At 42.8% G+C, this 23,006-nt stretch carries 18 protein-coding genes; 6 read left to right on the forward strand and 12 right to left on the reverse strand.

All coding sequences use genetic code 11. The features are described 5' to 3' along the window. Positions 1–33: 33 nt before the first annotated feature. Entirely contained in the window at positions 34–4,947 is a 4,914-nt protein-coding gene (locus tag AB4583_RS18475; RefSeq protein WP_372118694.1) for an Ig-like domain-containing protein, read from the forward strand. Positions 4,948–5,029: 82 nt separating this feature from the next. Here AB4583_RS18475 and AB4583_RS18480 read toward each other — a convergent pair whose 3' ends face one another. Continuing rightward, a complete protein-coding gene (locus tag AB4583_RS18480) occupies positions 5,030–6,223 on the reverse strand; it encodes a class I SAM-dependent methyltransferase (protein WP_108082860.1) in 1,194 nt (397 codons plus the stop codon). Between the two features lie 129 nt (positions 6,224–6,352). Further along, on the reverse strand, positions 6,353–7,756 hold the full coding sequence (locus tag AB4583_RS18485) for a methyl-accepting chemotaxis protein (RefSeq protein WP_372118697.1): 1,404 nt from the start codon (positions 7,754–7,756) through the stop codon (positions 6,353–6,355). Between the two features lie 88 nt (positions 7,757–7,844). On the opposite strand from AB4583_RS18485, the gene yccX reads away from it, so the two are divergent. Continuing rightward, positions 7,845–8,132: an acylphosphatase gene (gene yccX, locus AB4583_RS18490; protein ID WP_017059706.1), complete on the forward strand. Its 288-nt coding sequence runs from the start codon at positions 7,845–7,847 to the stop codon at positions 8,130–8,132. Between the two features lie 59 nt (positions 8,133–8,191). Here the strand turns inward: yccX and AB4583_RS18495 are convergent, their stop codons facing one another. The 6 genes from AB4583_RS18495 to AB4583_RS18520 all read right to left on the reverse strand — a co-directional run bounded on the left by AB4583_RS18495 (position 8,192) and on the right by AB4583_RS18520 (position 13,821). Then, positions 8,192–8,521 carry a TusE/DsrC/DsvC family sulfur relay protein gene (locus tag AB4583_RS18495; protein WP_017057205.1) on the reverse strand — a complete coding sequence of 110 codons (330 nt, stop codon included), beginning with the start codon at positions 8,519–8,521 and terminating at the stop codon, positions 8,192–8,194. Positions 8,522–8,681: 160 nt separating this feature from the next. Then, positions 8,682–9,347: a Bax inhibitor-1/YccA family protein gene (locus AB4583_RS18500; RefSeq protein WP_017057206.1), complete on the reverse strand. Its 666-nt coding sequence runs from the start codon at positions 9,345–9,347 to the stop codon at positions 8,682–8,684. A 282-nt stretch (positions 9,348–9,629) separates the two neighbouring features. Then, complete coding sequence (locus AB4583_RS18505) at positions 9,630–10,394, reverse strand: amino acid ABC transporter ATP-binding protein (RefSeq protein WP_017059704.1); 765 nt, start codon at positions 10,392–10,394, stop codon at positions 9,630–9,632. A gap of 22 nt (positions 10,395–10,416) precedes the next feature. Further along, positions 10,417–11,514 carry an amino acid ABC transporter permease gene (locus AB4583_RS18510; RefSeq protein ID WP_017059703.1) on the reverse strand — a complete coding sequence of 366 codons (1,098 nt, stop codon included), beginning with the start codon at positions 11,512–11,514 and terminating at the stop codon, positions 10,417–10,419. Between the two features lies 1 nt (position 11,515). Next, positions 11,516–12,721: an amino acid ABC transporter permease gene (locus AB4583_RS18515; protein ID WP_017063829.1), complete on the reverse strand. Its 1,206-nt coding sequence runs from the start codon at positions 12,719–12,721 to the stop codon at positions 11,516–11,518. A 71-nt stretch (positions 12,722–12,792) separates the two neighbouring features. After that, positions 12,793–13,821, reverse strand: a complete 1,029-nt coding sequence (locus AB4583_RS18520) for an amino acid ABC transporter substrate-binding protein (protein WP_017059701.1) — start codon at positions 13,819–13,821, stop codon at positions 12,793–12,795. Between the two features lie 480 nt (positions 13,822–14,301). Between AB4583_RS18520 and AB4583_RS18525 the strand changes: the two genes are divergently transcribed. Further along, the gene (locus AB4583_RS18525) at positions 14,302–15,243 is read left to right on the forward strand and encodes a bifunctional precorrin-2 dehydrogenase/sirohydrochlorin ferrochelatase (RefSeq protein WP_017059700.1); all 942 of its coding nucleotides are present in this window, start codon (positions 14,302–14,304) and stop codon (positions 15,241–15,243) included. Between the two features lie 187 nt (positions 15,244–15,430). On the opposite strand, the gene AB4583_RS18530 is transcribed toward AB4583_RS18525, so the two are convergent. Both AB4583_RS18530 and AB4583_RS18535 read right to left on the reverse strand, forming a co-directional pair. Continuing rightward, positions 15,431–15,913 (reverse strand): YajQ family cyclic di-GMP-binding protein, encoded by a 483-nt coding sequence (locus AB4583_RS18530; protein ID WP_017063832.1) that lies wholly within the window; start codon positions 15,911–15,913, stop codon positions 15,431–15,433. A gap of 12 nt (positions 15,914–15,925) precedes the next feature. Next, positions 15,926–16,984, reverse strand: a complete 1,059-nt coding sequence (locus AB4583_RS18535) for a 3-deoxy-7-phosphoheptulonate synthase (protein ID WP_017059698.1) — start codon at positions 16,982–16,984, stop codon at positions 15,926–15,928. 207 nt (positions 16,985–17,191) lie between these two features. On the opposite strand from AB4583_RS18535, the gene AB4583_RS18540 reads away from it, so the two are divergent. Next, the gene (locus tag AB4583_RS18540) at positions 17,192–18,079 is read left to right on the forward strand and encodes a putative PEP-binding protein (protein ID WP_017068923.1); all 888 of its coding nucleotides are present in this window, start codon (positions 17,192–17,194) and stop codon (positions 18,077–18,079) included. Between the two features lie 176 nt (positions 18,080–18,255). Continuing rightward, positions 18,256–18,741, forward strand: coding sequence for a PaaI family thioesterase (locus AB4583_RS18545; RefSeq protein ID WP_017059696.1), 486 nt, complete (start codon positions 18,256–18,258; stop codon positions 18,739–18,741). Positions 18,742–18,849: 108 nt separating this feature from the next. Here AB4583_RS18545 and AB4583_RS18550 read toward each other — a convergent pair whose 3' ends face one another. Next, positions 18,850–20,205 (reverse strand): hypothetical protein, encoded by a 1,356-nt coding sequence (locus AB4583_RS18550; protein ID WP_017063834.1) that lies wholly within the window; start codon positions 20,203–20,205, stop codon positions 18,850–18,852. Positions 20,206–20,233: 28 nt separating this feature from the next. Here AB4583_RS18550 and AB4583_RS18555 point away from each other — a divergent pair, with 28 nt between their 5' ends. After that, entirely contained in the window at positions 20,234–21,142 is a 909-nt protein-coding gene (locus tag AB4583_RS18555) for a S1 RNA-binding domain-containing protein (protein WP_017059694.1), read from the forward strand. 299 nt (positions 21,143–21,441) lie between these two features. On the opposite strand, the gene rsmF is transcribed toward AB4583_RS18555, so the two are convergent. Beyond that, positions 21,442–22,863 (reverse strand): 16S rRNA (cytosine(1407)-C(5))-methyltransferase RsmF, encoded by a 1,422-nt coding sequence (gene rsmF, locus AB4583_RS18560; RefSeq protein WP_372118701.1) that lies wholly within the window; start codon positions 22,861–22,863, stop codon positions 21,442–21,444. Positions 22,864–23,006 lie beyond the last annotated feature (143 nt).

The raw sequence follows: 23,006 nt of genomic DNA on the forward strand, positions 1-23,006 counted from the left end.
ACAGGTAAGGGTCTGGTTGATGGTGCGATCACCGTGAAAGCGGACGTGACGGATACAGCGGGCAACGCGGCGACAGACAGCGAAAACGCGACGTTGGACACCACTGCAGGAGCCGGTATAGATATCGATCAAGTTACTGGTGATGGGATTGTTAATGCTGAAGAAGCTTCATCTGATCAAGAGATAACAGGTAAAGTTTCTGGTGATGCAAGTGAAGGGGATACTGTACATATTTACTTGGGGGTTGGAGATAGCAAAGTTCTTATCGGTTCGACGGTAGTTCTAGCTGACAATACGTTCAAGTTAGTCACACATGGTTCGAATCTTATTATGGGTAACCCTGCAGATCTTACCGCTACTGTGACTGGAAGTGACGATGCTGGTAACGATTTTGTTGCTTCTAATACAGAGCGTTACTTTGTGTTCACAGATATTCCGGAATCTCCTGTAATTACAAATATCTCAGATGATTCTGCAGCTAGTGATTATTCTGAAGTTACATTGAGTGGTACTGGTGAGCCTGGCTTAACAATATTACTATTCGATGAAGACAGTAATCAGGTGAATGTAGCTCCGATTACAGTCGACAGTAATGGTAACTGGACCACTGATATATCGAACCTGGTTTCTACATCAGTTAATGACAACGAATTCTTTACAGCCAAACAAGTTGATAATTACGGTAACACTAGTGAATCATCGAATACCGTACATTACTACCATGGTGATTTTGACCCAGCACAGCAAGAAACTACAGATGACTTCGTCTTACTTGGTGGGGGAGATGATCAATTTAATGCCACAGTAGACGACATAGATAACAGATTAGTTGTAGATGGTGGCTCTGGTACAGATACCGCTGTGTTTGATTTCTCTTTGGATTCAGCTTTAGTACAGTTAAACGCTGATGGTTCAGTGACTATCACTGAAAGTAATAGTGATGTGAACACTTTCATCGAGTTTGAAAACTTCAACTTCACTGATGGTGGTAAAACTGTTGAAGAACTCTTTGCCCCTTCAGTTACTATTGTAAGGGATGAAGACGAATTCATTAACAGTGATAGACCTGTGGTTTCATATAATGTGACACTGCCAGCTGGTGCTGCAGTCGGTGCCACGCTGTCGATAGAAGTTGAAGGTCAACTTACTGAAACTAAAGTTCTTACTCAATCTGATATAGATTCTGGCTCCTTATCCTTTGATGTTGATATGGATACGGTTGTAGACGGTGAGCTGAATATTGATGCAGAGTTAACATATCAAAATCAGCCTGCAGGCACGCAATTTATTGGGACTGATGCGTTATCTACCAATATCGGCCCTAGTGCATCTAGTTTTAGTATTGACTTAGGTACAGAGCAGACAGCACAGTTCACTTTCGATTCTCACGTAAGTGACGCTGAAGACGATTTAAGCAGTACTGATAATAAAGATGTTCAACTTTCGATTATTGATCTTCCTGAGCTTGGTTCTTTATATGTGGTTGATGGTGATACTCGTACATTAGTTGATGAAAATACAGTTCTAACTGAAGACACCCAAATCGAATATGTACTTGATGAGACTATAAACTCAGACCTGTCTTTTGATGCGTCTGAAGATTTTAATAACATTAGTGGTTCAGAGACAACCTATACATTGGGCAGCGGAGTAATCATTTCTGGTGGTCGTTTCGATGGTGATAGACCAGATTCATCTAGCACATTAACACCTGAAACATTGCATTATGATAATGCAGTGAATGAGTCGGGGTTAGGTGTAGGTGATAAAGAACTTGACGTCTCAACTAAAGATTATATATCTATAGACTTTACTCAGGTTGGTGATTCTAATGCAAGTGAGGTAACAGTAACTGAGGTTAATATCGATTTTGGTAGTGTTTGGGCTAACTATGCTGACAGCAATTCTGCTGATGCTGAGATACAAGTTATCCTGTTTAAAGATGGTGTTCAGGTAGGCCATGACCCTTACATCTTTGACGATGATAGTAATTCTGCCGTTTATGATGGAAGTGGTGAATTCACTGCAAATATTCAGCTTGATGGTGGGTTTGATGAGATTCGCGTATATACAGTTAATGGGGACCTATCAAATGGATCGAACTCAAATATCACATTGCAAGGTGTTGAAGTTTTAGATGCGATTGTTTCTGAAAAAATCACCTATGAAGTTACAGACAGTGACAAAGGAACCGATACAGGTGTTATAACTATTTCAACTTCAAGTACACAAGATTCAACAAATCAAGCACCAGTTTTGAACGACTCTCAGTTTGATGCTTCAAACGAAGATCAGGTTGTTAGCTTGTCTCTGGAGAAGCTTAATATCACTGATGCTGATGGAGACCAGACATTTATTACAGATGTAACGGTTGACCCATCTTATGGTTTTGTTCAGCTTGTAATAGATTCAGAAGGGCAAGTGACCTCTGCAGAGTTTACACCAGCTTCGGATAAACATTTCGATAGTGTACCGTTCGCAGTTACTGTTTCAGATGGAGTCAAATCTACTGAAGGTACTGCAACACTTACGGTAAATGCTGTAGCCGATAAACCTAATGTCACAGTAGTATTTGGGGATGCTTCAAATGTTGTAATTAGTGATGCACTGCATACTAAGCTCGTTAATGCTGACGCTAATACCAGTTTTACTGAGAGTGATTATGCTGAACTTGGTCATACTGTAATGAATCAATATGGTCAAACAACGGGGACAGTAGGAAATGATTTAATCGTTGGTTCTGATGTAAGCTCTGGTGATAGTTTGATTGGAGATGCTAATACAAACCCAGGAGGCAGCGGTTCTGATATTTTCGTTGGACGTGATGGAGATGATCATATATCTGGCGGTACAGGTTCTTTGGATGCTGCAAGCGCTATTGATACAGCAGTATATGAAGGTAACTTTTCTGAATACAATCTAACTTTTGTTGGTGATACGACGACCTTACATGATTGGACAATCGTAGATAATTTGAATCGCGACACACCGGAGTCGGGCAGTACTGGTGATAAACTGTATCAAATTGAACGCTTGATTTTTGCTGATGCCATTGTTGAATTGAATGAAGATGGAACATTTAATGTACTTCAAGACGTTGGCTTTACAGTAACAGCTTCGGTAGCAGATACAGACGGTAGTGAGTACCTAGATGAAGTTAGAATTTCCGGGTTACCAGATTCTGCAGAAATTATTGATAAAGATACTGGTAATGTTCTTGGTGGTTTCGTAACCGGTGGTGATGAATCTGTTTGGGTCATTGATATTGAAGGTGACACTACACAGCAGATTAACTATAACAATCTTGCAGTAAGAGATACTTCAGGTGAACAGTTAGATGTTGACGTTGAAGTCGTTGCTGTTGATGTGAATGAAAACGTTTCAACAGCGAGCACCAGTGTTAATGTTGCTGAAACTAGCGATATCATAGCAGAGCAAGGCGGGAGCGTACCAACAACAGTTATTACTCTGATTATTGATTCTTCTGGAAGTATGGCAAGTACTCCGAGTGGTCTAAGCGACATGAGAATTGAGTACGTATTGCAAGCTTCAATAAATCTATTGGAAAACGTAGCTGTTCAAGAAGGCAGTGAAGATGTTCTAGTACAGTTAATAGATTTTGATTCTAAAGCTACGAATACAGGATGGAAAACCGTTGCTGAAGCCATCGCTATTTTGACGACAGCACAAGAAAAAGTAGATGAGAACAATTACAAGGGTATCTTCGATGCGCAAGGTGGAACGGATTATGAAGATGGAGTAGAGGCTGCAATCTCTGGTTATAATTTTTCTCCAGTTTCAGGTTTGTCATCTGATGAAACCAATGATGTTATTTACTTCTTAAGTGATGGTCGAGATAACGGTAATTGGGACAGCGAAACTAACAGTGCTTGGGATACATTCATTGCTGACAAAGATGTGACTGCTGTTGGAATTGGCAGTGCAAATAGCGTTCCTGTAAGCGGTCTAACTGAAGTCGCAGGCAGTAATGGAAAAATTGTATACATTCCAGACTCATCAATCACAACGGAATTACCAAAACTTCGCCCAACAATCGGTATTGCTGGTTCGTTGTTGTTATCTCTATCTGGCCTAGATGCAGTAGCAGTAATGATTGATGAGAGCAAAGCGTCAGTGATTCAGAAAGTCGATACTGATGGAAACACCATTAACCTGCCAACAGGTCTAACATTTACCAAAGACACTGTCGGGAATGAACTGTTTGTTGATATTGGTTACGGAGAATTCCGGGTTGCACAAGATGGTTCGTACTATTTCCAACCATCAAGTAGCAGTGCGGCAATTGAAACCGGTAAAGCTGTTGCATTTGAAATTATTGTAACTGTAGAGGACAGTCAAGGCGTTCAATCACAGCAATTGATTACATTAAATCTGAGCCCTAGCGGCGAGGTAAATGTTGCACCTACTTCTTCGTTTAACGCATCGACAGGCGATGATCAGTTCCAGGGTACTGAACAAGATGACATCATCTTAGGTCATGCCGGTAATGATGTACTTCTAGGAGCAACTGGTGACGATATTTTACTCGGTGGCGACGGTAGCGATATCTTAATCGGCGGTTTAGGTGATGACATTCTAACTGGTGGCGACGGTGATGATATCTTCAAGTGGGTTGATGAACCTTTGAACAACTATCAAGACGTTATTACTGACTTTGAAGTTGGCAGTGACCGTATTGATTTATCTGAACTCCTTCATGATGAAAATACAATGGATGATGTTCTTGCACATTTGTCGGCTAAGATTAGCGATAACAACCAAGACCTAGAGTTAACCATTACTAGTGATCAAGGTTCTCAAACTATAGTATTACAGGGTCAAGCAAGTAATCTTAGTGGTTTTGACGTCGATTCTTCTGGTGTTTATTCCGGTGATGAATTGACGAATTTAGTAAATTCACTAATGACTAACCTACCAAACTCTTAATTCATGAATAACAAAAAGGGCCGAAAGGCCCTTTTTTAATGTGTCTGTTTTGTCATATAAAATAGAGTCTAAAGCTCAAGGCTTAAAGAACCTTACAAGCAAAACCTTTCAGGTAGAAACCTTCTGGGTAGGCTGTGTCTGTTAGATGATCGGCTGCTTGCTCGAAGCGTTCTACGAACTTAACAGTGCGGCCTGCATCTAATGCTGCATCAGCAATGATTTTTTGGAACAAATCAGTACCCATTAAGCCAGAGCAAGAGTAGGTGAGTAGAGTGCCACCTGGTTTCAGGATTTGCATCGCAAGCATGTTAACGTCTTTGTAGCCGTTAGCGCCTGAAGTTAGGTTGTTCTTACTTGAAACAAACTTTGGTGGGTCCATGATCACTACGTCAAACTTAGTGCCTTGGTCACGGTATTCACGAAGCAGTTTGAAAACGTCAGCGTTTAGGAACACAGCGCGCTTTTTCGAGATATCAAACTCATTAAGTTCAGCGTTGAGCTTAGCTGTATCAAGAGCAAGTTGAGATACATCAGCGTTGATAACACGCTTTGCGTCGCCTTTCAGTGCGTAAAGGCCAAAGCCACCTGTATATGAGAAACAGTTAAGGACATCTTTGCCTTTAACGTACTTCATCGATTCTTTGCGGCTATCACGTTGGTCCATGTAGAAGCCTGTTTTGTGGCCTTCCATAATGTTCACGCTGATTTTAACGCCATTTTCTTCAATCACGATAGATTTTGGTGGCTCTTCACCATGAAGAACGCCGACAACTTGTTCTAGGCCTTCTTTCTTACGAACTGCCACGTCTGAACGCTCGTAGATGTTGCAGTCAGGGAAGCACTCGATTAACGCTTCAACCAATACGCTTTTGTTAAACTCAGCGCCAGCACTTAGCAGTTGGCAAACAAGAAAGTCTTGGTATTTGTCGATTGTGATACCTGGTAAGCCATCAGACTCTGCGGCCGTTAGGCGGTAGCCCGTTAGACCATCACGTTCGATAATGTCTTCTCGTAAAGACTGTGCGTCTTGAATTCGTTTTACGAAGAACGCCTTGTTGATCTCTTCTTTTTCAAATGTCCAAACACGAGCTCGAATTTGAGATTCTGGTGAGTAAGCCGCTTTTGCAAGCCACTGACCATTTTGAGCATATACGTCTACAGTTTCACCTTGTTTTGGTTCGCCTTCGACCTTATCGATACCGCGTGAAAATACCCAAGGGTGTTTGCGGCGTAGTGATTTATCTCGGCCTTTAGCTAGATGAATTGAAGGAGTCATAATTTACTCTGTTTGTTGAATTTGAAGGAGATGTATTGTCGGGGAAGTACAGGTGAAAAGCAAATAAGAAAGGGCTGCAAAAGCAGCCCTAGTAATGATAAATCAACACATTGTGGTTGGAGAACAGTATTAAGCTTTAAGACCTGTCAGTAAACCTTCCATCGTATCGCTTTGTTTACGAAGTTGGTCAACATTGGAATTACTCTTACTGATCATCTCGCAGATGCTGTCTGATTGATGGCGAATCTCTTCAACACTTTGTGCAATGTTGTCAGCAACTACGCCTTGTTCTTCAGCTGCGGTAGCAATTTGAGTGCTGCTATCTGAAATAGACTGGTTCTTTTCCGCTAATGAACCGATCTCGACGTTCACTTCTGACATCAGTGTTTGGCCTTCATTAGCATTGTTCACCGTGACTTCCATCAGCTTGGTCAGTGATTGGCTGTTATGTTGTAATGATTCAATCATGCTTTGGATTTCAACCGTTGCTTGCTGAGTACGACCGGCAAGGGCACGAACTTCATCGGCAACAACAGCAAATCCACGACCTTGCTCGCCAGCACGTGCGGCTTCGATAGCTGCGTTCAACGCTAACAGGTTAGTCTGTTCAGAAATACCGTTGATGGTTGTGACTACTTCATCGATCTGCGCCGCGTTGGCATCCAGTTCTTCTACTGCTTGTGAAGCGGACTGGATCTCTTGAGATAGGCTAGAGATAGACTCCAGTGTATTTGAAACCTTGACTTGACCGCTCTGAGCAACGCCGCGAGCGTCCATCGTTTGTGAACTAGACTCATGAGCAAGGGTAGCGACTTCGCGAATGGTAGCCGCCATTTGTTCCGTTGCACTTGCCAAGCTATTCAGGTGTTCCTGTTGGTTACCTGAGATGTCTGAACTTTGTTGTGTTGACTGGTTCAAGTCCGAGCTGATTTGCTGCATGAGAGCGACAGACTCTTGGATTGATAGAACCATGTTTTGTTCACGCTCCGCAACTTTATCGATTGTAATCGCGATTTCACTAAACTCGTCACGAACTAAGAAGTAGTTCATACGGCAAGTTAAGTCGCCATTCGCTAGGGTGTTCAAAGCTTTGTTCATAGAGAACATCGCGCCGCCAATGAAAGTCATGATGTAGTAAACACCTAGTGCGATAAGCGTTAGGGTTACAGCGATGATAGAAACCTGAGTCGTCGATAGAGCAGACCAAAGGTTTTGGTCATGGTTAGCAACTAGGCTGAACGCTCCATTCATCACTGAAACAGAACCAGCACCGTAGCCTAAAGAGATGGTTTCAGAGCTGCTGACAAGCTGAGCTACTTGATCTTTAGTGAGTTGACCCGCTTCGATAAGCCCTTTCATCAAGAGCATTTCTTCTTGATAAAGGTGAGCAAGTAAAGAGTCCGCGGCACTATCTAAAACGAGAGTTAATATAACCAGGGCGAGAAGAGGCAATAAGAAGAGTAGATAGAACTTTTCTTGGATTTTTAGGTGAATGAGATATTTGTCAATCCAACGAAATGGGATTTCTTTCATAATCGTTATACTCGAAGTAAGTCCACCAATAAGCGGTGAATGAATAGAAACTCGACTATATCATTCATATAATTTATGAGGCAACGTTATGGAAAGTTCACAATATATTTTTGTCGTGTCAGGCGTAGTTCAATGTGTTGGGTTCCGTTACCACACCAGTAGGCAGGCGCAAGCTATGGGTCTCTCAGGTTATGCAAAGAACTTAAATGATGGTCGAGTTGAAGTGTTAGTTGTCGGAGAGAGTCAGCAAATTGAGAAGTTACATGCTTGGCTCTATATTGGCCCTTCGAGCGCAACAGTAGACAACGTTGTGATGCATCAAGTTAAAGATAGTGAGCGCCAAGACGTACGCATAGGGGCGTTTAAAATACTGTAGTTGTAGCACTACAGTATTTTATATTGAACGTAACTTAATGACCTAAAGCGGGTTAGGTTTTACAAGCACTTTGCTGGTTTAGGTAAACCGGCGAGCTTGGTCGCTTGTTTTGCAGGGCCTTTTTTGAATAACTTGAAAAGGTACTTACTATTGCCTTTTTCTGGGCCGTGAGCTTTTTCCATTGCTTTAACGAGCATGCGAACCGCTGGTGAGGTGTTGAACTCTTCGTAAAAGCTCCTTACAAAATGTACGACTTCTAAGTGTGCATCTGTAAGTTCAATCGCCTCGTCTTGAGCAAGAATTTCAATCATGCCTTCTTCCCATTGCGTGTAATCCAATAGGTAGCCTTGAGCGTCGGTTTCGATTTGCTTGCCGTTATATTCAAACATGTTTAATCCAGAATCCAATTAACTATGCGGATAGGGTACATGACCAAGTTTGTCTTTCTCAACAGAAATTGTAGCTATCCAATGAAATATCGTACTTATAGATACAAAAAAGCCCAAGAGGTAGGCTCTTGGGCTAGATATTCTTCAATGATGGGAACGATTAGTCGTCGCTGCCCATGATGCCTAGGATGCTTAGTAGGCTGATGAAGATGTTGTAGATCGATACGTACAAGCTGATCGTTGCAGAGATGTAGTTTGTTTCACCGCCACGAATGATGTTTTGCGTTGTAAGCAAGATAACACCAGTCGAGAACAGGATGAACATACCGCTCATTGCCAATGATAGTAGAGGCATTTGTAGGAAGATGTTTGCAACCATACCTACAAGTAGTACTACGAAACCCGCTAATAGCATGCCATTAAGGAACGACAGGTCACGCTTAGTTGTTAGTGCGTAAGCTGATGCGCCCATAAACGCCAGTGCTGTACCGCCAAGTGCAGTTAGGATGACATCACCCATGCCTGCGCCAACGTACATGTTTAAGATTGGACCGATGGTGTAGCCTAAGAAACCTGTAAATAGGAATGTGAAGACTAGACCCATGCTGTTGTCACGGTTCTTTTCTGTTAGGAAAAGTAGGCCGTAGAAGCCAACTAGCATGATAATAAGACCCGGGCGAGGAAGGTTCATCGCCATGGATACGCCTGCTACAACAGCAGACCAAAGTAGTGTCATAGACAGTAATGCGTAGGTGTTACGCAACACTTTATTGGTTTGCAGAGCACTTTCTTGAGATGCTGTGCGTGAAAACATAGGGCTGTTCATAATCTTCCTCGTAAGGTGACTTCAATAGTTATTAGTACATTTATGGGGGTGAAAGTTCGAAAAATCAAGTCTCTCATTCCTCTTGTATACGTAAAATAATAATCAAAATAGTCGGTTAAGTGTTTCTGAAGGTGTAACAAAGTATTTCTTAAAGTGCAGTTAAGGTTCGTTGTTCAATTTTAATCGCACTGAATCGCTGTTTATAATCTTGAAAAACTAATTATAACACTGAAAACAAAGAGGCGACCTAAGCCGCCTCTGTAGTTTATGCATCATAACACATTAGTGGTGTAAGATTTGGCTTAAGAAGTTCTGCGTTCTGTCTGATTGTGGGTTTTCAAAGAAATCGACAGGGTTGTTCTCTTCTATGATTTCACCGGCATCCATGAAGATAACGCGATCCGCGACCTCTTTAGCAAAGCCCATCTCGTGCGTTACACAAAGCATCGTCATGCCTTCTTCTGCAAGCTCAACCATTACGTCTAACACCTCACGAACCATTTCTGGATCGAGCGCCGACGTTGGCTCATCAAACAGCATCACTTGAGGGTTCATACACAAAGAGCGAGCGATAGCTACACGCTGCTGTTGACCACCTGAAAGCTGACCTGGGAACTTGTCCGCTTGCTCAGGGATTTTTACGCGCTCTAGGTACTTCATTGCAATCGCTTCGGCTTCTTCTTTTGGCATCTTTTTGACCCAGATTGGAGCCAGAGTACAGTTCTCTAATACCGTCAGATGTGGAAACAGATTGAAGTGTTGGAAACACATGCCGACATCTCTACGCACGGCTTCGATGTTCTTTAGGTCTTCCGTTAATTCATTACCTGAAACGAAGATATGACCTTTTTGGTGCTCTTCTAATCGGTTGATGCAGCGGATCATCGTTGATTTACCAGAGCCTGAAGGGCCACAGATAACGATTTTCTCGCCTTTTTTAACTTCTAAATTGATGTTCTTAAGTACGTGGAATTCACCGTACCACTTGTTCATGTCTTTCAACTCGATCATAAGACCTTGAGAGTTGTTTTCTGTCTGCTGCGTCATAATACGTCCTTGATCTTGTTAATTATCGTTTGTGACCGGTGTGAAGTCTGTTTTCTAGCCATATCGAATATCTCGACATGCCAAAACAAAACACCCAGAACACTAACGCGACAAATACATAACTTTCTGTTGAATACCCAAGCCATTCAGGGTCGGTATTCGCGGCTTGGCCAATTCCTAGTACATCAAACATACCAATAATCAAAACAAGACTGGTATCTTTAAACAAACCAATGAAGGTGTTCACAATTGAAGGAATCGTGATTTTAAGAGCTTGAGGTAGAATGATAAGCCCGGTCTTTTTCCAGTAGCTTAACCCCAGAGCATCAGCTGCTTCGTATTGGCCTTTTGGTATTGCTTGTAGACCACCTCGAATTACTTCGGCCATGTAGGCTGCACTGAATAGAACTACCCCTACAAGTGCTCGAATGAGCTTATCGGTTTCTGTCCCTTCTGATAAAAAGAGTGGCAGCATTACTGAAGCCATGAATAGAACTGTAATGAGCGGTACGCCACGCCAAATTTCGATGTATACGGTACACATACTGCGAATGATCGGCATCTCTGAGCGACGCCCAAGAGCAAGTGCAACACCAATCGGGAGTGACACTACAATACCAACAAGTGCGATGACCAGTGTAACCAATAGGCCGCCCCATTTATGGGTATCAACAACTTCTAACCCAAAGACGCCACCGTATAGCAAGCCGGCAATGATAAATGGGTAGATGTTGACGAAGAACAACCAAATCCACGTACGTTTAGGTGTTTTTTCATAAGCCAGTAAGGCTACAAAAATGGCCAACGTTGCGTAGAAGAGGCGAGGTCGCCACAGTTCAGCTTCTGGGTAGAAGCCATACATGAATTGGTCCCAACGAACGCTGATAAAAACCCAACAAGCGCCTTCGCTAGTACAGGCATCGCGTGTGGTTCCTATCCAGTCGGCACTGATGAATGCCCAATCCGCTATTGCCCATAATAGGGTGAAAGCAAAGTAAGCAAGAATCACAGTGACGACGCTGTTAATAGGTCCATTAAATAGATTTTTTCTTAACCAACCGACTGGCCCAACGGTATTCGCTGGAGGCGGAAGATCAGGTTGAAATTGATGTGTACTCATCTTATCTCTCCACCAACGCTACTTTGCGGTTGTATATGTTCATTAGAGCGGACGTTAATAGGCTCAAGGTTAGGTAGACGCCCATTGTCATCGCGATTACTTCGATAGCTTGTCCAGTTTGGTTAAGTGTTGTTCCTGCAAATACAGAGACAAGATCAGGATAACCAATGGCCATCGCAAGTGATGAGTTTTTGGTCAGGTTTAGATACTGACTGGTTAGTGGTGGGATAATGATTCTTAATGCTTGTGGAATAATGACAAGCTTTAGAGTTCTAGAACGTGGGATGCCTAGAGACATCGCAGCCTCAGTTTGCCCATGGTTTACCGCGTTAATACCTGAACGAACAATCTCAGCAATGAACGCTGCTGTATAGATACTTAAAGCGAGCATCAATGCAGCAAGCTCAGGGATTATCGTAACACCACCCTTGAAGTTAAACCCTTTCAACACAGGGTAATCTGCAGAGATAGGCATGCCCATAACAAAGTAAGTTATCAACGGTAAGCCTAAAATCAACGCAGCGGCAATTCGCAACATCGGTGTTTGTTGGCCGGTCAGTTTCTGTCTGTTCTTAGCCCAGATGTTGATAATAAATGTAGCGATAATACCGACAATCAATGATGCGATGACAATGCTACTGCCTTGCTCAAAGACTGGAGCAGGGAAGTACAACCCGCGTACGTTCAAGAAAATTGCTTCACCTAGACTCATACTTTGACGAGCAGAAGGCAAGGCTTGTAGAACGGCGAAATACCAGAAAAAGATTTGTAATAGCAGAGGGATATTTCGGAATATCTCAATGTAGACAGCTGCAAATCGGCTAACTAGCCAGTTTGAAGAGAGTCTAGCGATACCCATACTAAAGCCCAGCACTGTCGCTAGCATGATGCCGAGTACTGAAACCAAAGCGGTATTGAGAAGACCGATAAAGAATGTACGACCGTATGAGTAGGTCTCGTCGTATTCAATCAGTGTTAAGCCGATACCAAAACCAGCTTCTTGTGAGAGAAAATCAAAACCAGTGGTGATACCACGGGAATCTAAGTTTGTGAGTGCATTATTTACAATCGTGTAAAAGAAAGCACAAAGCGCCCCGACGGCGATAATTTGGAAAATGATGGAGCGAAAAGTGGGGTTGTAAAATAAGTTGGCACTTTTGGGCTGTGGCTTTGCCTGAGCTGGAGAAATAGTTTCATTAGGTTTCATACTACTATAACCTCAAATCCATTTAATAAATAGGGCGGAAAACTCCGCCCTAATTGATGCTTGAAAATTTATTAACGGATTGGTGGAGCGTACATAAAGCCGCCCGCATTCCATAATGCATTTACACCACGAGAGATTTGAAGTGGAGAACCTGTACCAACAGTACGCTCAAAACTCTCACCGTAGTTACCAACTTGCTTAATTACTTGGTAACCCCAGTCGTCGCGAATGCCAAGGCCTTTACCTTTAGGACCGTCTACACCAAGAATACGTTTGATGTTTGGATCTTTTGACTTAAGCATTTCGTCTGCATTTTTAGAAGAGATGCCGTATTCTTCCGCGTTAATCATTGCTGAAAGTGTCCACTTAGCAACGTTAAACCATTGATCATCATCCTGACGAACAACAGGGCCTAGAGGCTCTTTAGAGATGATTTCAGGAAGTACTTCTGCAGATTTAGGATCAGCTAGGTTTAGGCGAAGTGCGTATAGACCAGATTGGTCAGTCGTTAGCACGTCACAACGACCTGCGTCGAAACCTTTCGATGTTTGTGCTGCCGTATCGAATACCACTGGCTTGTAAGACATGCCACTGTTACGGAAGTAATCGGCTAGGTTAAGTTCAGTTGTTGTACCTGATTGAACACATACAGAAGCGCCATCAAGCTCTTGAGCACTTGTTAGGCCAAGTTCTTTTTTAACCATGAAGCCTTGACCATCGTAGTAGTTAACGCCTACGAAGTTCAGACCTAGAGCAGTGTCACGATGTAATGTCCATGTTGTGTTACGAGATAGTACGTCGATTTCGCCAGATTGAAGCGCAGTAAAACGCTCTTTTGCTGTTAGAGGTACATACTTAACTTTAGTCTTGTCACCGAGTACAGCCGCTGCAAGAGCTTGACAATACTCAACATCAATTCCTTCCCATTCACCTTTTGAGTTAGGGTTAGAGAACCCTGGAAGACCGGTACTTACACCACAAGTTAGAAATCCTTGAGATGTGACTTTGTCCAGAGTGCTTTCTGCCGCTGATGCCGATGTTGCCATCATCGCAGTTGATGCAGCTACTACTGAAGCAAGAAGTGTTAGTTTATTTGTCATTTGTATCCTTCCTTGTTAACCAGGTGACACCTGATACTCGTGCTCGTTTGAGTTTCTCTTATGTGTTGCGTTTTCTATGACCTTGTTGTTCAAATTAAACGAGTTGCATTTTGCAAATGAAACTGTGTGCGATTTAAACAACTGTTTATAAGGTTAGGAAAGGATCCGTAGTTTCACAAATGTATAATTTAAAAAGAATTTTGAATGAAATCACAAATCCGAACACAATTAGAATGACCAAATGTTAAGTGAATGTAAATAGTGCAACGGTTCACACTGTTGGTGCAACGAGATTTAGATTTTTATATTGATAATCGACTAGATAAATATTCTGAATCCATATCACAATGATGAAATATTAAACTTAAGAAATGTTGAAATTTGGTCAATAAATATTTTTATTACACTTCGATAGTTATGAATATGCTCCAAATTTGGTAGCATGGCTGAATAGTTATTGAAGTAGTCTCAAGGAAGAACATGCGTTATTTCCCAATGTTTTTGGATGTAGAAAATAAGCCAATCTTAGTGGTTGGTGGGGGTGAGGTTGCTTGCCGTAAAGTCGATAGCTTACTACGAGCGGGAGCGGATGTGACTTTGGTGTCTCCCAAGGTAGCGCCTTACTTAAAGCAGCTTGTGGACGAGAACAAGCTTCACTGGGTTCAAAACTTTTACTCGTCACAGATCATATCGAAAAATTACTTGCAGGTTTGGGCCACAACAGACAACCCAAGCTTGAATCACCAAGTGTATAATGATGCGAAAAAACTGGGCATTTTAGTCAATGTGGTTGACGATCTTCCTTACTGCGACTTCATCACACCTTCGATGATAAATCGCGGCAGAATCCAAATTGCCATCTCTAGTGGCGGGGCATCACCTGTTTTAGTAAGAAATATCAGAGAAAAACTCGAAACGGTATTGCCACAAAACATAGGTTTGATAGCAGACTTCGGTGCATCAAAACGCAATTCAATCAAAGAGTCATTCCCAACCGTCGACGAGCGTCGTAAATTTTGGGAGCGTTTCTTGTCATCCAGCTTTATCGAGCAGGTGAATGACAGAGAGCAGTTAGAGTCTTACTACCAGCAAGCGCTAACCGAAGGCATTGATAGCGAAGGGCAGGTCACTTGGATTGAATTCGAGCAAGATGTCGAGCTGCTGTCTATGAAGGCTTTACGTTTGATGCAGGAGGCAGAGCTCGTACTTTCACCGAGCGATTGTCCATTTGAATTTATCGACCTGTGCCGCCGAGATGCAGAAAGAGAGAGCTACGCCAACAGCGGAGAGCTATCAACAAAGCTTGAGCAAGCAAGAGCAGAGAAATTACGAGTGTGTGTGTTTATTCCACCAGCAAGCGTAGAGTTTAATCTGTTGGTCGGCAAAGACTTAAAATTGTCAGCAGCCCAAGTACTCAGTTGAGGTAATTGCTTCTAGTTGAAATGAGAGCTTTCTGGTTGTTTGAAATCGGCTAGAGGCTCGGAATAAAACTAAAGCTGGACCAGATAAATAAAAAGCCACTTCAAAAGAAGTGGCTTTTTGCTATTTCAAACACGACATTGTGCTGATGAATGAGCAACCCAAATAGGCGGTCACTCAAACTCAAAAATTAGTCGCGGAAGTTGTCAAACTGGAAAGGTTGACCAAGTTCACCGCCGCGAACTAGAGCCATAACAGCTTGTAGGTCATCACGCTTCTTACCAGTAACACGAACTTTGTCGCCTTGGATAGAAGCTTGAACTTTAACTTTGTTGTCTTTGATTAGCTTAACGATCTTCTTAGCGACATCAGTTTCAATGCCTTGCTTAAAGATAACCGTTTGGTGCCAAGTGCGACCTGTTTGGTCTGCCGCTTTCGCTTCCATCGCGTTAGGATCAACATTACGCTTCGTTAGGTTGCTGCGAAGGATATCGCGCATTTGCTTCAGTTGAAAATCGTCTTGAGCAGTCAATTTTACTGATTCATCTTTGTAATCAAAGCTTGCGTCAACGCCGCGGAAATCGAAACGAGTCGATAGTTCACGGTTTGCGTTGTCTACTGCGTTACGCAGTTCTACTGCTTCTACTTCAGAGATAATGTCAAATGATGGCATTGTGTTGTTTCCTTAAGCTAAGTTTCTATCTTTAATTGCTGTTGCAAGCATGTCTAGCATTGTTGCAGTATCTTCCCAGCTTAGGCATGGGTCAGTAATCGACTTGCCATATTCTAGGTTGTTGATGTCTGTCATTGGCTGGTTGCCTTCAATAATGAAGCTCTCTGCCATAATGCCTGCAATTTGGTTCTTGTTAGATTTAATTTGCTCACAAATGTCTTGCGCAACTTCTAACTGTTTACGGTGTTGCTTCTGACAGTTAGCGTGGCTAAAGTCTACAACCAAACGTTGAGGTAGGTCGAATTCAGCCAGTTGCTTACACGCAGTATCTACAGATTCAGCGTCGAAGTTAGGGCCTTTATCACCACCACGTAGAATAACGTGACCGTATGGGTTGCCAGAAGTACGGTAAACCGTCATGCGGCCGTTCTTATCTGGAGAGTAGAAGTAGTGTGAAGCATGTGCTGCACGAATTGCATCGATAGCAATCTTGATGTTGCCGTTGGTCGCGTTCTTGAAGCCAACTGGGCAAGACAGTGCAGAAGCCATTTCACGGTGAATCTGAGATTCAGTTGTACGAGCGCCAATCGCGCCCCAAGTGATAAGGTCCGCAATGTACTGACCTGTGATCATATCAAGGAATTCAGTCGCGGTAGCTAGGCCAAGCTTGTTGATATCGAGCAGAAGCTTACGAGCCTTGTTCAAGCCTGTTTCAAGTGCGTATGAACCATCAAGGTTAGGATCGGTAATCAAACCCTTCCAACCTACAACAGTACGAGGCTTCTCGAAGTAGGTTCTCATTACAACGAACAGTTCATCTTTGTACTGGTCTTGAATTTTGCTTAAGCGCTCAGCGTAATCAAGTGCCGCGTCTGTATCGTGAACAGAGCAAGGGCCTACGATAACTAATAGGCGGTTATCACGACCAGTTAGGATATCTTCGATTTGGCGGCGAGAATTTTTAATGCGCTCAGCAACGTCGTCAGTAATAGGGTGTGCATTGCCTAGTTCGGCAGGAGTTGGCATAGGACCCAGAGCTTGGGTTCTCAACTCATCAGTTTTTAATGGCATGTGATAGCTTTTTTATTCTATTGCGGAGTGGTTAAGATAACGGAATTGAACAGAGGAATAAACTCTATTGAGTCAAAGTTATCTCAGTTATTGCTAATATTCTTATTTTTATCAGCAGGCCAGCGTCAAATAAGGGATTTTCACTTGTATTAACAGGCAGCTATCGGTATTTTCGTTTGAACACAACATAAAAATGCTGGAGCAGCAATGACTCAAGAAAATCAAAGCACTTTGCACCCAGAACTCGTCTTAGGTGATGTGCTGCCTTCTTACAACGATAATAATAATTCTAACCACTTATACGTTTCATTATCAGAATTAGTGATGGATCGTGTCTTCTACCACCCAAGTATCGAGAGTCACTTAGATACTTTGACTGATATTGAAAAAACGTCTTTAGAAGCGATCCTTGGCGATAAAACAGTCGATGAGCATTTTGTTTCGACCTTAGTGATGGCCATTCAAGCTGCCGTTCAGCCAAATCACACTTCTGTTCGTATCGCATTAAGCAGTGCAGACAGCTATGGATTCCGTTCGCTGCTTGGCGGGAACTGTGAAGCAGAAGAGATTAACCCTGCACTAGGTGTTCGTGGCGTTGCTCGTTACGCGACACCAGAATACAGCAAGGCTTTCGCTTTAGAATGTCAGGTTATTAAGGCATTACGTGAGCAGGGCATCAACGTTGAAGTAGTTGTGCCTTACGTTCGTGCGTTAAGCGATGCCGCTAAGATTATTGACCTGCTTGCCGAGCAAGGGCTACCACGCGGCCTTAACGGTTTGAAAGTACTGTTCTCGTGCGATGTGCCGTCTGCAGTGCTACTGAGCGAACGTTTACTGCATTACTTCGATGGTGTAGTGGTAAACGTTGATAGCTTAGCGTCTTTCACTTTAGGCGTAGACAAACACAATAAAGCTCAGCAACACGCTTTTGATCCACAAAATGAGGCGGTCATTACTTTGTTGGATATGATTGTTAAAGCAACCCTGAACGCGAAGAAGCCAGTGCTGCTAGTAACTCAAGGCTTAGTGGATTACCCACGTCTACAAGGTTACATAGCTGATCTTGAAGGCGTAGAAACGGTCGTGACTGCATAAATCGGTTTGTTGTCTTAGTAAGTCAACTGGCTCTATCCGTTTATTTGAAGCGCTAAAGCTTTGAGAATGAAAGAGATATCATTATGCGATGATATCTCTTTTTTGTAACATTTTTTTGACATCTCTATCGCTAATCGATTAACTGGTCTGATGACTGATTTGACTAGGTAATCCGAATGTTGACCCCTCTACAAAAAGCAAATTTCTACTTAAGCATGTTTGGCTTTTTCAAAGTCCCACTTATCTGGTTGTGCCGACCAAAACTACTCGCGTTGGACAACCAACATGTTGAAGTGAAAATCCCGCTTAGAAGGCGTACTAAGAATCACCTTAACAGTATGTACTTTGGCGTTTTGGCTGTAGGTGCGGATGTCGCGGGTGGGTTTCTTGCGATGAGCAAATCTCAGCAGCAAGGTGAAAAGATCTCGTTGGCTTTTAAAGAGGTGACGGGTAACTTTTTGAAGCGCCCTGAAGGTGATGTGCATTTCACTTGTAACGACGGTGAGCTGATCAACACTATGCTGGCAGAAACCATGTCGACCGGAGAACGGGTCAATCAACCCGTAACCATTATCGCGACTTGCCCATCTTTACATGGTGACGAGCCGATGGCGGAGTTCACGCTTACGCTTTCAATTAAGAAAGTCCCTTCAAGAAAATAGCGATTAAATAATAGATTTTGGTTTAGAAGTCATGGGTAACGTTGAAGAGATAAAACAACGGTATGTGAATGGTTTCCACATACCGTTATAGAGAACTTTATAACGGCTCTATGACTCTTGAGTGATCTGCTCAATATCAACTATTTTTGAACGGTTCATAACGATCTTCCAACGGTAGTAGGTTGGTTCATTATCATGGTTGTTCTCTTTAATGATCAGGTTGAGAAGATGACGCTTTTCTACTGATTCGCGGCTCACTTGTCCTTCATTCAAGCGGTAGATCTTGTTTGAGCCTTTATCCATCAACCGTGTCAGCGCTCTTAGGCTGATCGATAACGTTTCACGAGTCTCCTCATAACCACTCATAAAGGTCGATGTCGACATCTCAGTATGAGAGCGGTAATGCAAGATTTGCTCTTCACGTTGTACCACACGCTTTTTACGGATCGACTGAATGCGATCTGCAAGCTTAGAAAAATTTGCGTAGTCCAACCATTCCAGTTTATGGCCTACTGACTTGTTGGTCGTTGGATCATAGTAACGACGCTTCCATTTTGGCTTGCCTTTACGCAGCCAGCGCCAAAGGATGTCTCTCAAGTCATCTTTAAAGATCTCACGCAGTGCGTAAATGAAAGACATTGCCACGATGAAAGAGGCGGTAATCTCACCAAGAAAGTCACGAGCCAAGATCACAGTAGTGGTCACGACAACCATCACCAAACCGGTCGCGATGCCTTTCACGGCACGCTTAACGTTCTTACCCATCGACGTTGTCTTTTCTTTAAGCACGATAGGGTGTTCAATCAAACGACGCAGCAAACGCATCTTGTTACTCAAGCGGGTAACGTCCTCTCGAACTCTTGCTGAGTTGTAGCGGTTCAGTTTACGGTGCGCGGTCTCTTTATCACAAAGCGTTAAGAGTCGTTCTTTAATCGTTGAATACTCACTACCTCGTGGCATGTGTGAAACTAGCGATAGGAACTTTTGCTCGGTATACCAAGATAGGTAGTTATCGATATTAGCGTAGTAGCGCTTGAGATTTTCTTCGTAAGGGATGCTTCGGCGTAGCTTCTTCAAGATATCTAAAGCCAATTCAATGACCTCATCTACTTCATCAGCCGTTACGTCGTCACTATCAGTTTTATTTAAGCTGCTGACTGCTTTATCTAACGCGATAACATATTGGTAGGCAAACAGACTCAAACTGACACGATACTGTGTTGTAGATAAGCGTCCACGTTTTGCCAAGCGACTGTGTACCAAAGGTAAAAGTGTTTTGTCACTATAGTAGGCACGTTTTTGAGTGATTGAGCTGTAGAAAAAGGCACTTTCAGAAAGCACTTCAGGAGTCAGTCCAAGTTCACCGGGAATGAATAGATAAACGTCCATGTCGAGCTTTTTGGTCTTAGCCATGGCATGGTTAATTTTAAGTGTTATCGCATCTTGTTTATCAACGGTGATCAACGATGTCTCCTAGAATGTAAAAATATGAATGAAACTAGCGAAAGCATATCAGAGATCACGTATAATCTCCGCCAAATTTAAAGTAGAGACAACCTTGATGATTAATATTGGTCAAATAAACAACTTAGAAGTAGTAAAACAAGCAGACTTCGGTGTATTCCTTGACGCGAGCGACTATGGAACCGTGTTGCTGCCGAAACGATTTACTCCTGAAGGTGTTGAAATTGGTCAAAAGCTAGATGTTTTCTTATACATAGATTCTGACAACCAGATCGCTGCAACGACTGAAAAACCAATAGCTCAAGTAGGCCAGTTTGGTTTGATGACGGTTGAAGGTGTTAACAGCACTGGTGCATTCATGAGCTGGGGCGTGAAAGGTAAAGACCTTCTTGTTCCTTTCAGCGAGCAGCGTGGCCGTTTAAACGAAGGTCAGTCAATCTTAGTATATGTGTATATCGATAAAGCATCGAGCCGTATCGTTGGTACAACGAAGTTCAACAAATGGTTAGACAACACGCCTGCGACTTATAAGCAAAATGAGCAAGTCGATCTCATTATCGCTGAGCGCAGCCAGTTAGGTTACAAAGCGATCGTGAACGGTGAACACTGGGGTATGATTTTCCCATCTGACATCATCGGTAAGCTGTTCATTGGTAAAACACTAAAAGGCTACATTAAAAACGTTCGTGAAGAAGACGGTAAGATTGATTTGTCTCTTCAGAAGGTTGGTGTGGCTAAGATGGATGACCTAAGCACTAAGGTTCTTGACCTGCTTGAGAAGAAAGGCGGTTACCTGCCTTTGAATGATAAGTCTTCTCCTGAAGTTATTTTCTCTGCATTCAGAACCAGCAAAGGTACGTTCAAGAAGACAATTGGTGGTCTATACAAATCTGGCAAGATCACTATCGACAAAGAAGGTATCAGCTTAGTTAAGTAAGCGGTCCTTTCGGTCAAAAAAAAGCCCAAACCTTCCTGTTTGGGCTTAGGGGAAAGGGCTCCGAAGAGCCTACGCTAATCGTTTTAATCTTTTGACTGTTAGATTGAAGTCTAGTTTAGATTCTCTAAAGTGCGATTTTTCTTTTTGGAAATAGTGACTTGAATTGATATTTATATAATTAGCTGTTGATTTACAAGCGCTCGCACACTGACTTATATGGCCGATAGAATAGAAAAAGCCCAAACAATTAACGTTGTTTGGGCTTTTTGTTTATTAAGGTGTACTCAGTGCGAACGCTTTTAGAAAAGGTTCTTATCGCGCACGAGTTCGCGTGGTAAACCGTTCTTCACTCGGTTGCCAACCCACTTACCAAGGCCGATGATTGCACCATTGTACTTCACTAGTACTTCACCTTTTCCTGACAAGTTTTCAGGGCGAACATCGCGGCCCATGAACCATTCACGAGCATCTTCAATACTAAGCTCTACAACATTAGCTTCATTACCTGTTGCGAGCGTTGTCGCTACTTGGTGCTGCCAGCGGTAACCTTTTTTATGGGTTTCAGCGATCTTGATTCCCATGCGAGAAAAACGGAACTCACCGATCATCGGCTCTAGCGCTTCTGGGAATAGCCAAACGTCTTTGTCGCGAATCCAAACCTGAGTATCGCTTGGCAATTCGATATCGAGAGTACTCATTAGTTGTTCAGCGACTTCTTGCTGAGTTTTCTTTGATGCTTTTTCAAATGGGAATTTACCCATACGTTTTTTAACTTCTGGTGGAGTAACAGACGCTAATTTACGGATACGTGCAACAAAGAAACCTTCTGAGTCATAAACTTGAGGGAAGATGTGTAGAAAGCCTTCCTCTGTCGTGGTTGCTTTTGCGTTGTCGAATAGTGATTCAAGAGATTCAAATTCAACCGCATCACCAAAGGTTTCTTTTAAGTGATGACACACTTGTTGGTTCTCTTCGGTGCTAAGCGTACACGTTGAGTAAACCAAAACACCATTAGGTTTAAGAGCATGGAATGCACTTTCAATCAGATCTTTTTGCGTGTCGGCAATATTGACCACAGATTGATACGTCCAGTTCTTCATCGCATCGGCGTCTTTACGAATGGTACCTTCGCCAGAGCAGGGTGCGTCTAGCAACACAGCATCAAACTGTTCTGGTAACCAACCACCAAAAACTCGACCGTCAAAGTTACTTAGAGCGGCATTACGAACGCCACAACGTTCGATGTTAGCGTGAAGGACTTTCACACGGCTTGCTGCATACTCATTGGCAACCAATACACCGCGATTATTCATTAGCGCAGCGATTTGCGTTGTTTTAGAGCCGGGTGCAGCCGCAGTGTCTAGCACCGCTTGGTAATCAGCTTCGCCTTGGAAAAGTGCCGAGGGTGGCATCATCGAGCTGGCTTCTTGGATGTAGAAAAGACCAGACATGTGTTCTGCCGTATTACCTAGTGGCGCTTCACTTTCGTCCGCTGTAATCCAAAAGCCCGTTTCACACCAAGGTACAGGTTCCAGTTCCCAGCCTTTCTCTTTTGCTCGTACTAGGAAGTCTTCAACACTGATTTTCAATGTGTTGATTCGAATACTTTTACGAAGTGGTTTTTGGCATGACGCAACAAAAGAAGCCATATCTAGGTGACTAGGCATGATTGCTTCGATGTGCGTTAGGAATTCTTCAGGAATATATACGTTAGCGTGCAAAAGAGTATCTCGATTTATTGCATTAATGCGGGGGAGTTTAAAGCAAAATGAGGCCGTCCTAAACCATATTTGCAGCAAACAACAAAAATGCAGCCTAATGGCTGCATTTTGATGAAGAATTAATCTTCCAGAAACGTCAGAGA

This window comes from Vibrio sp. 10N.222.49.C12 (genome assembly GCF_041475025.1).
GTDB lineage: Bacteria > Pseudomonadota > Gammaproteobacteria > Enterobacterales > Vibrionaceae > Vibrio > Vibrio crassostreae_C.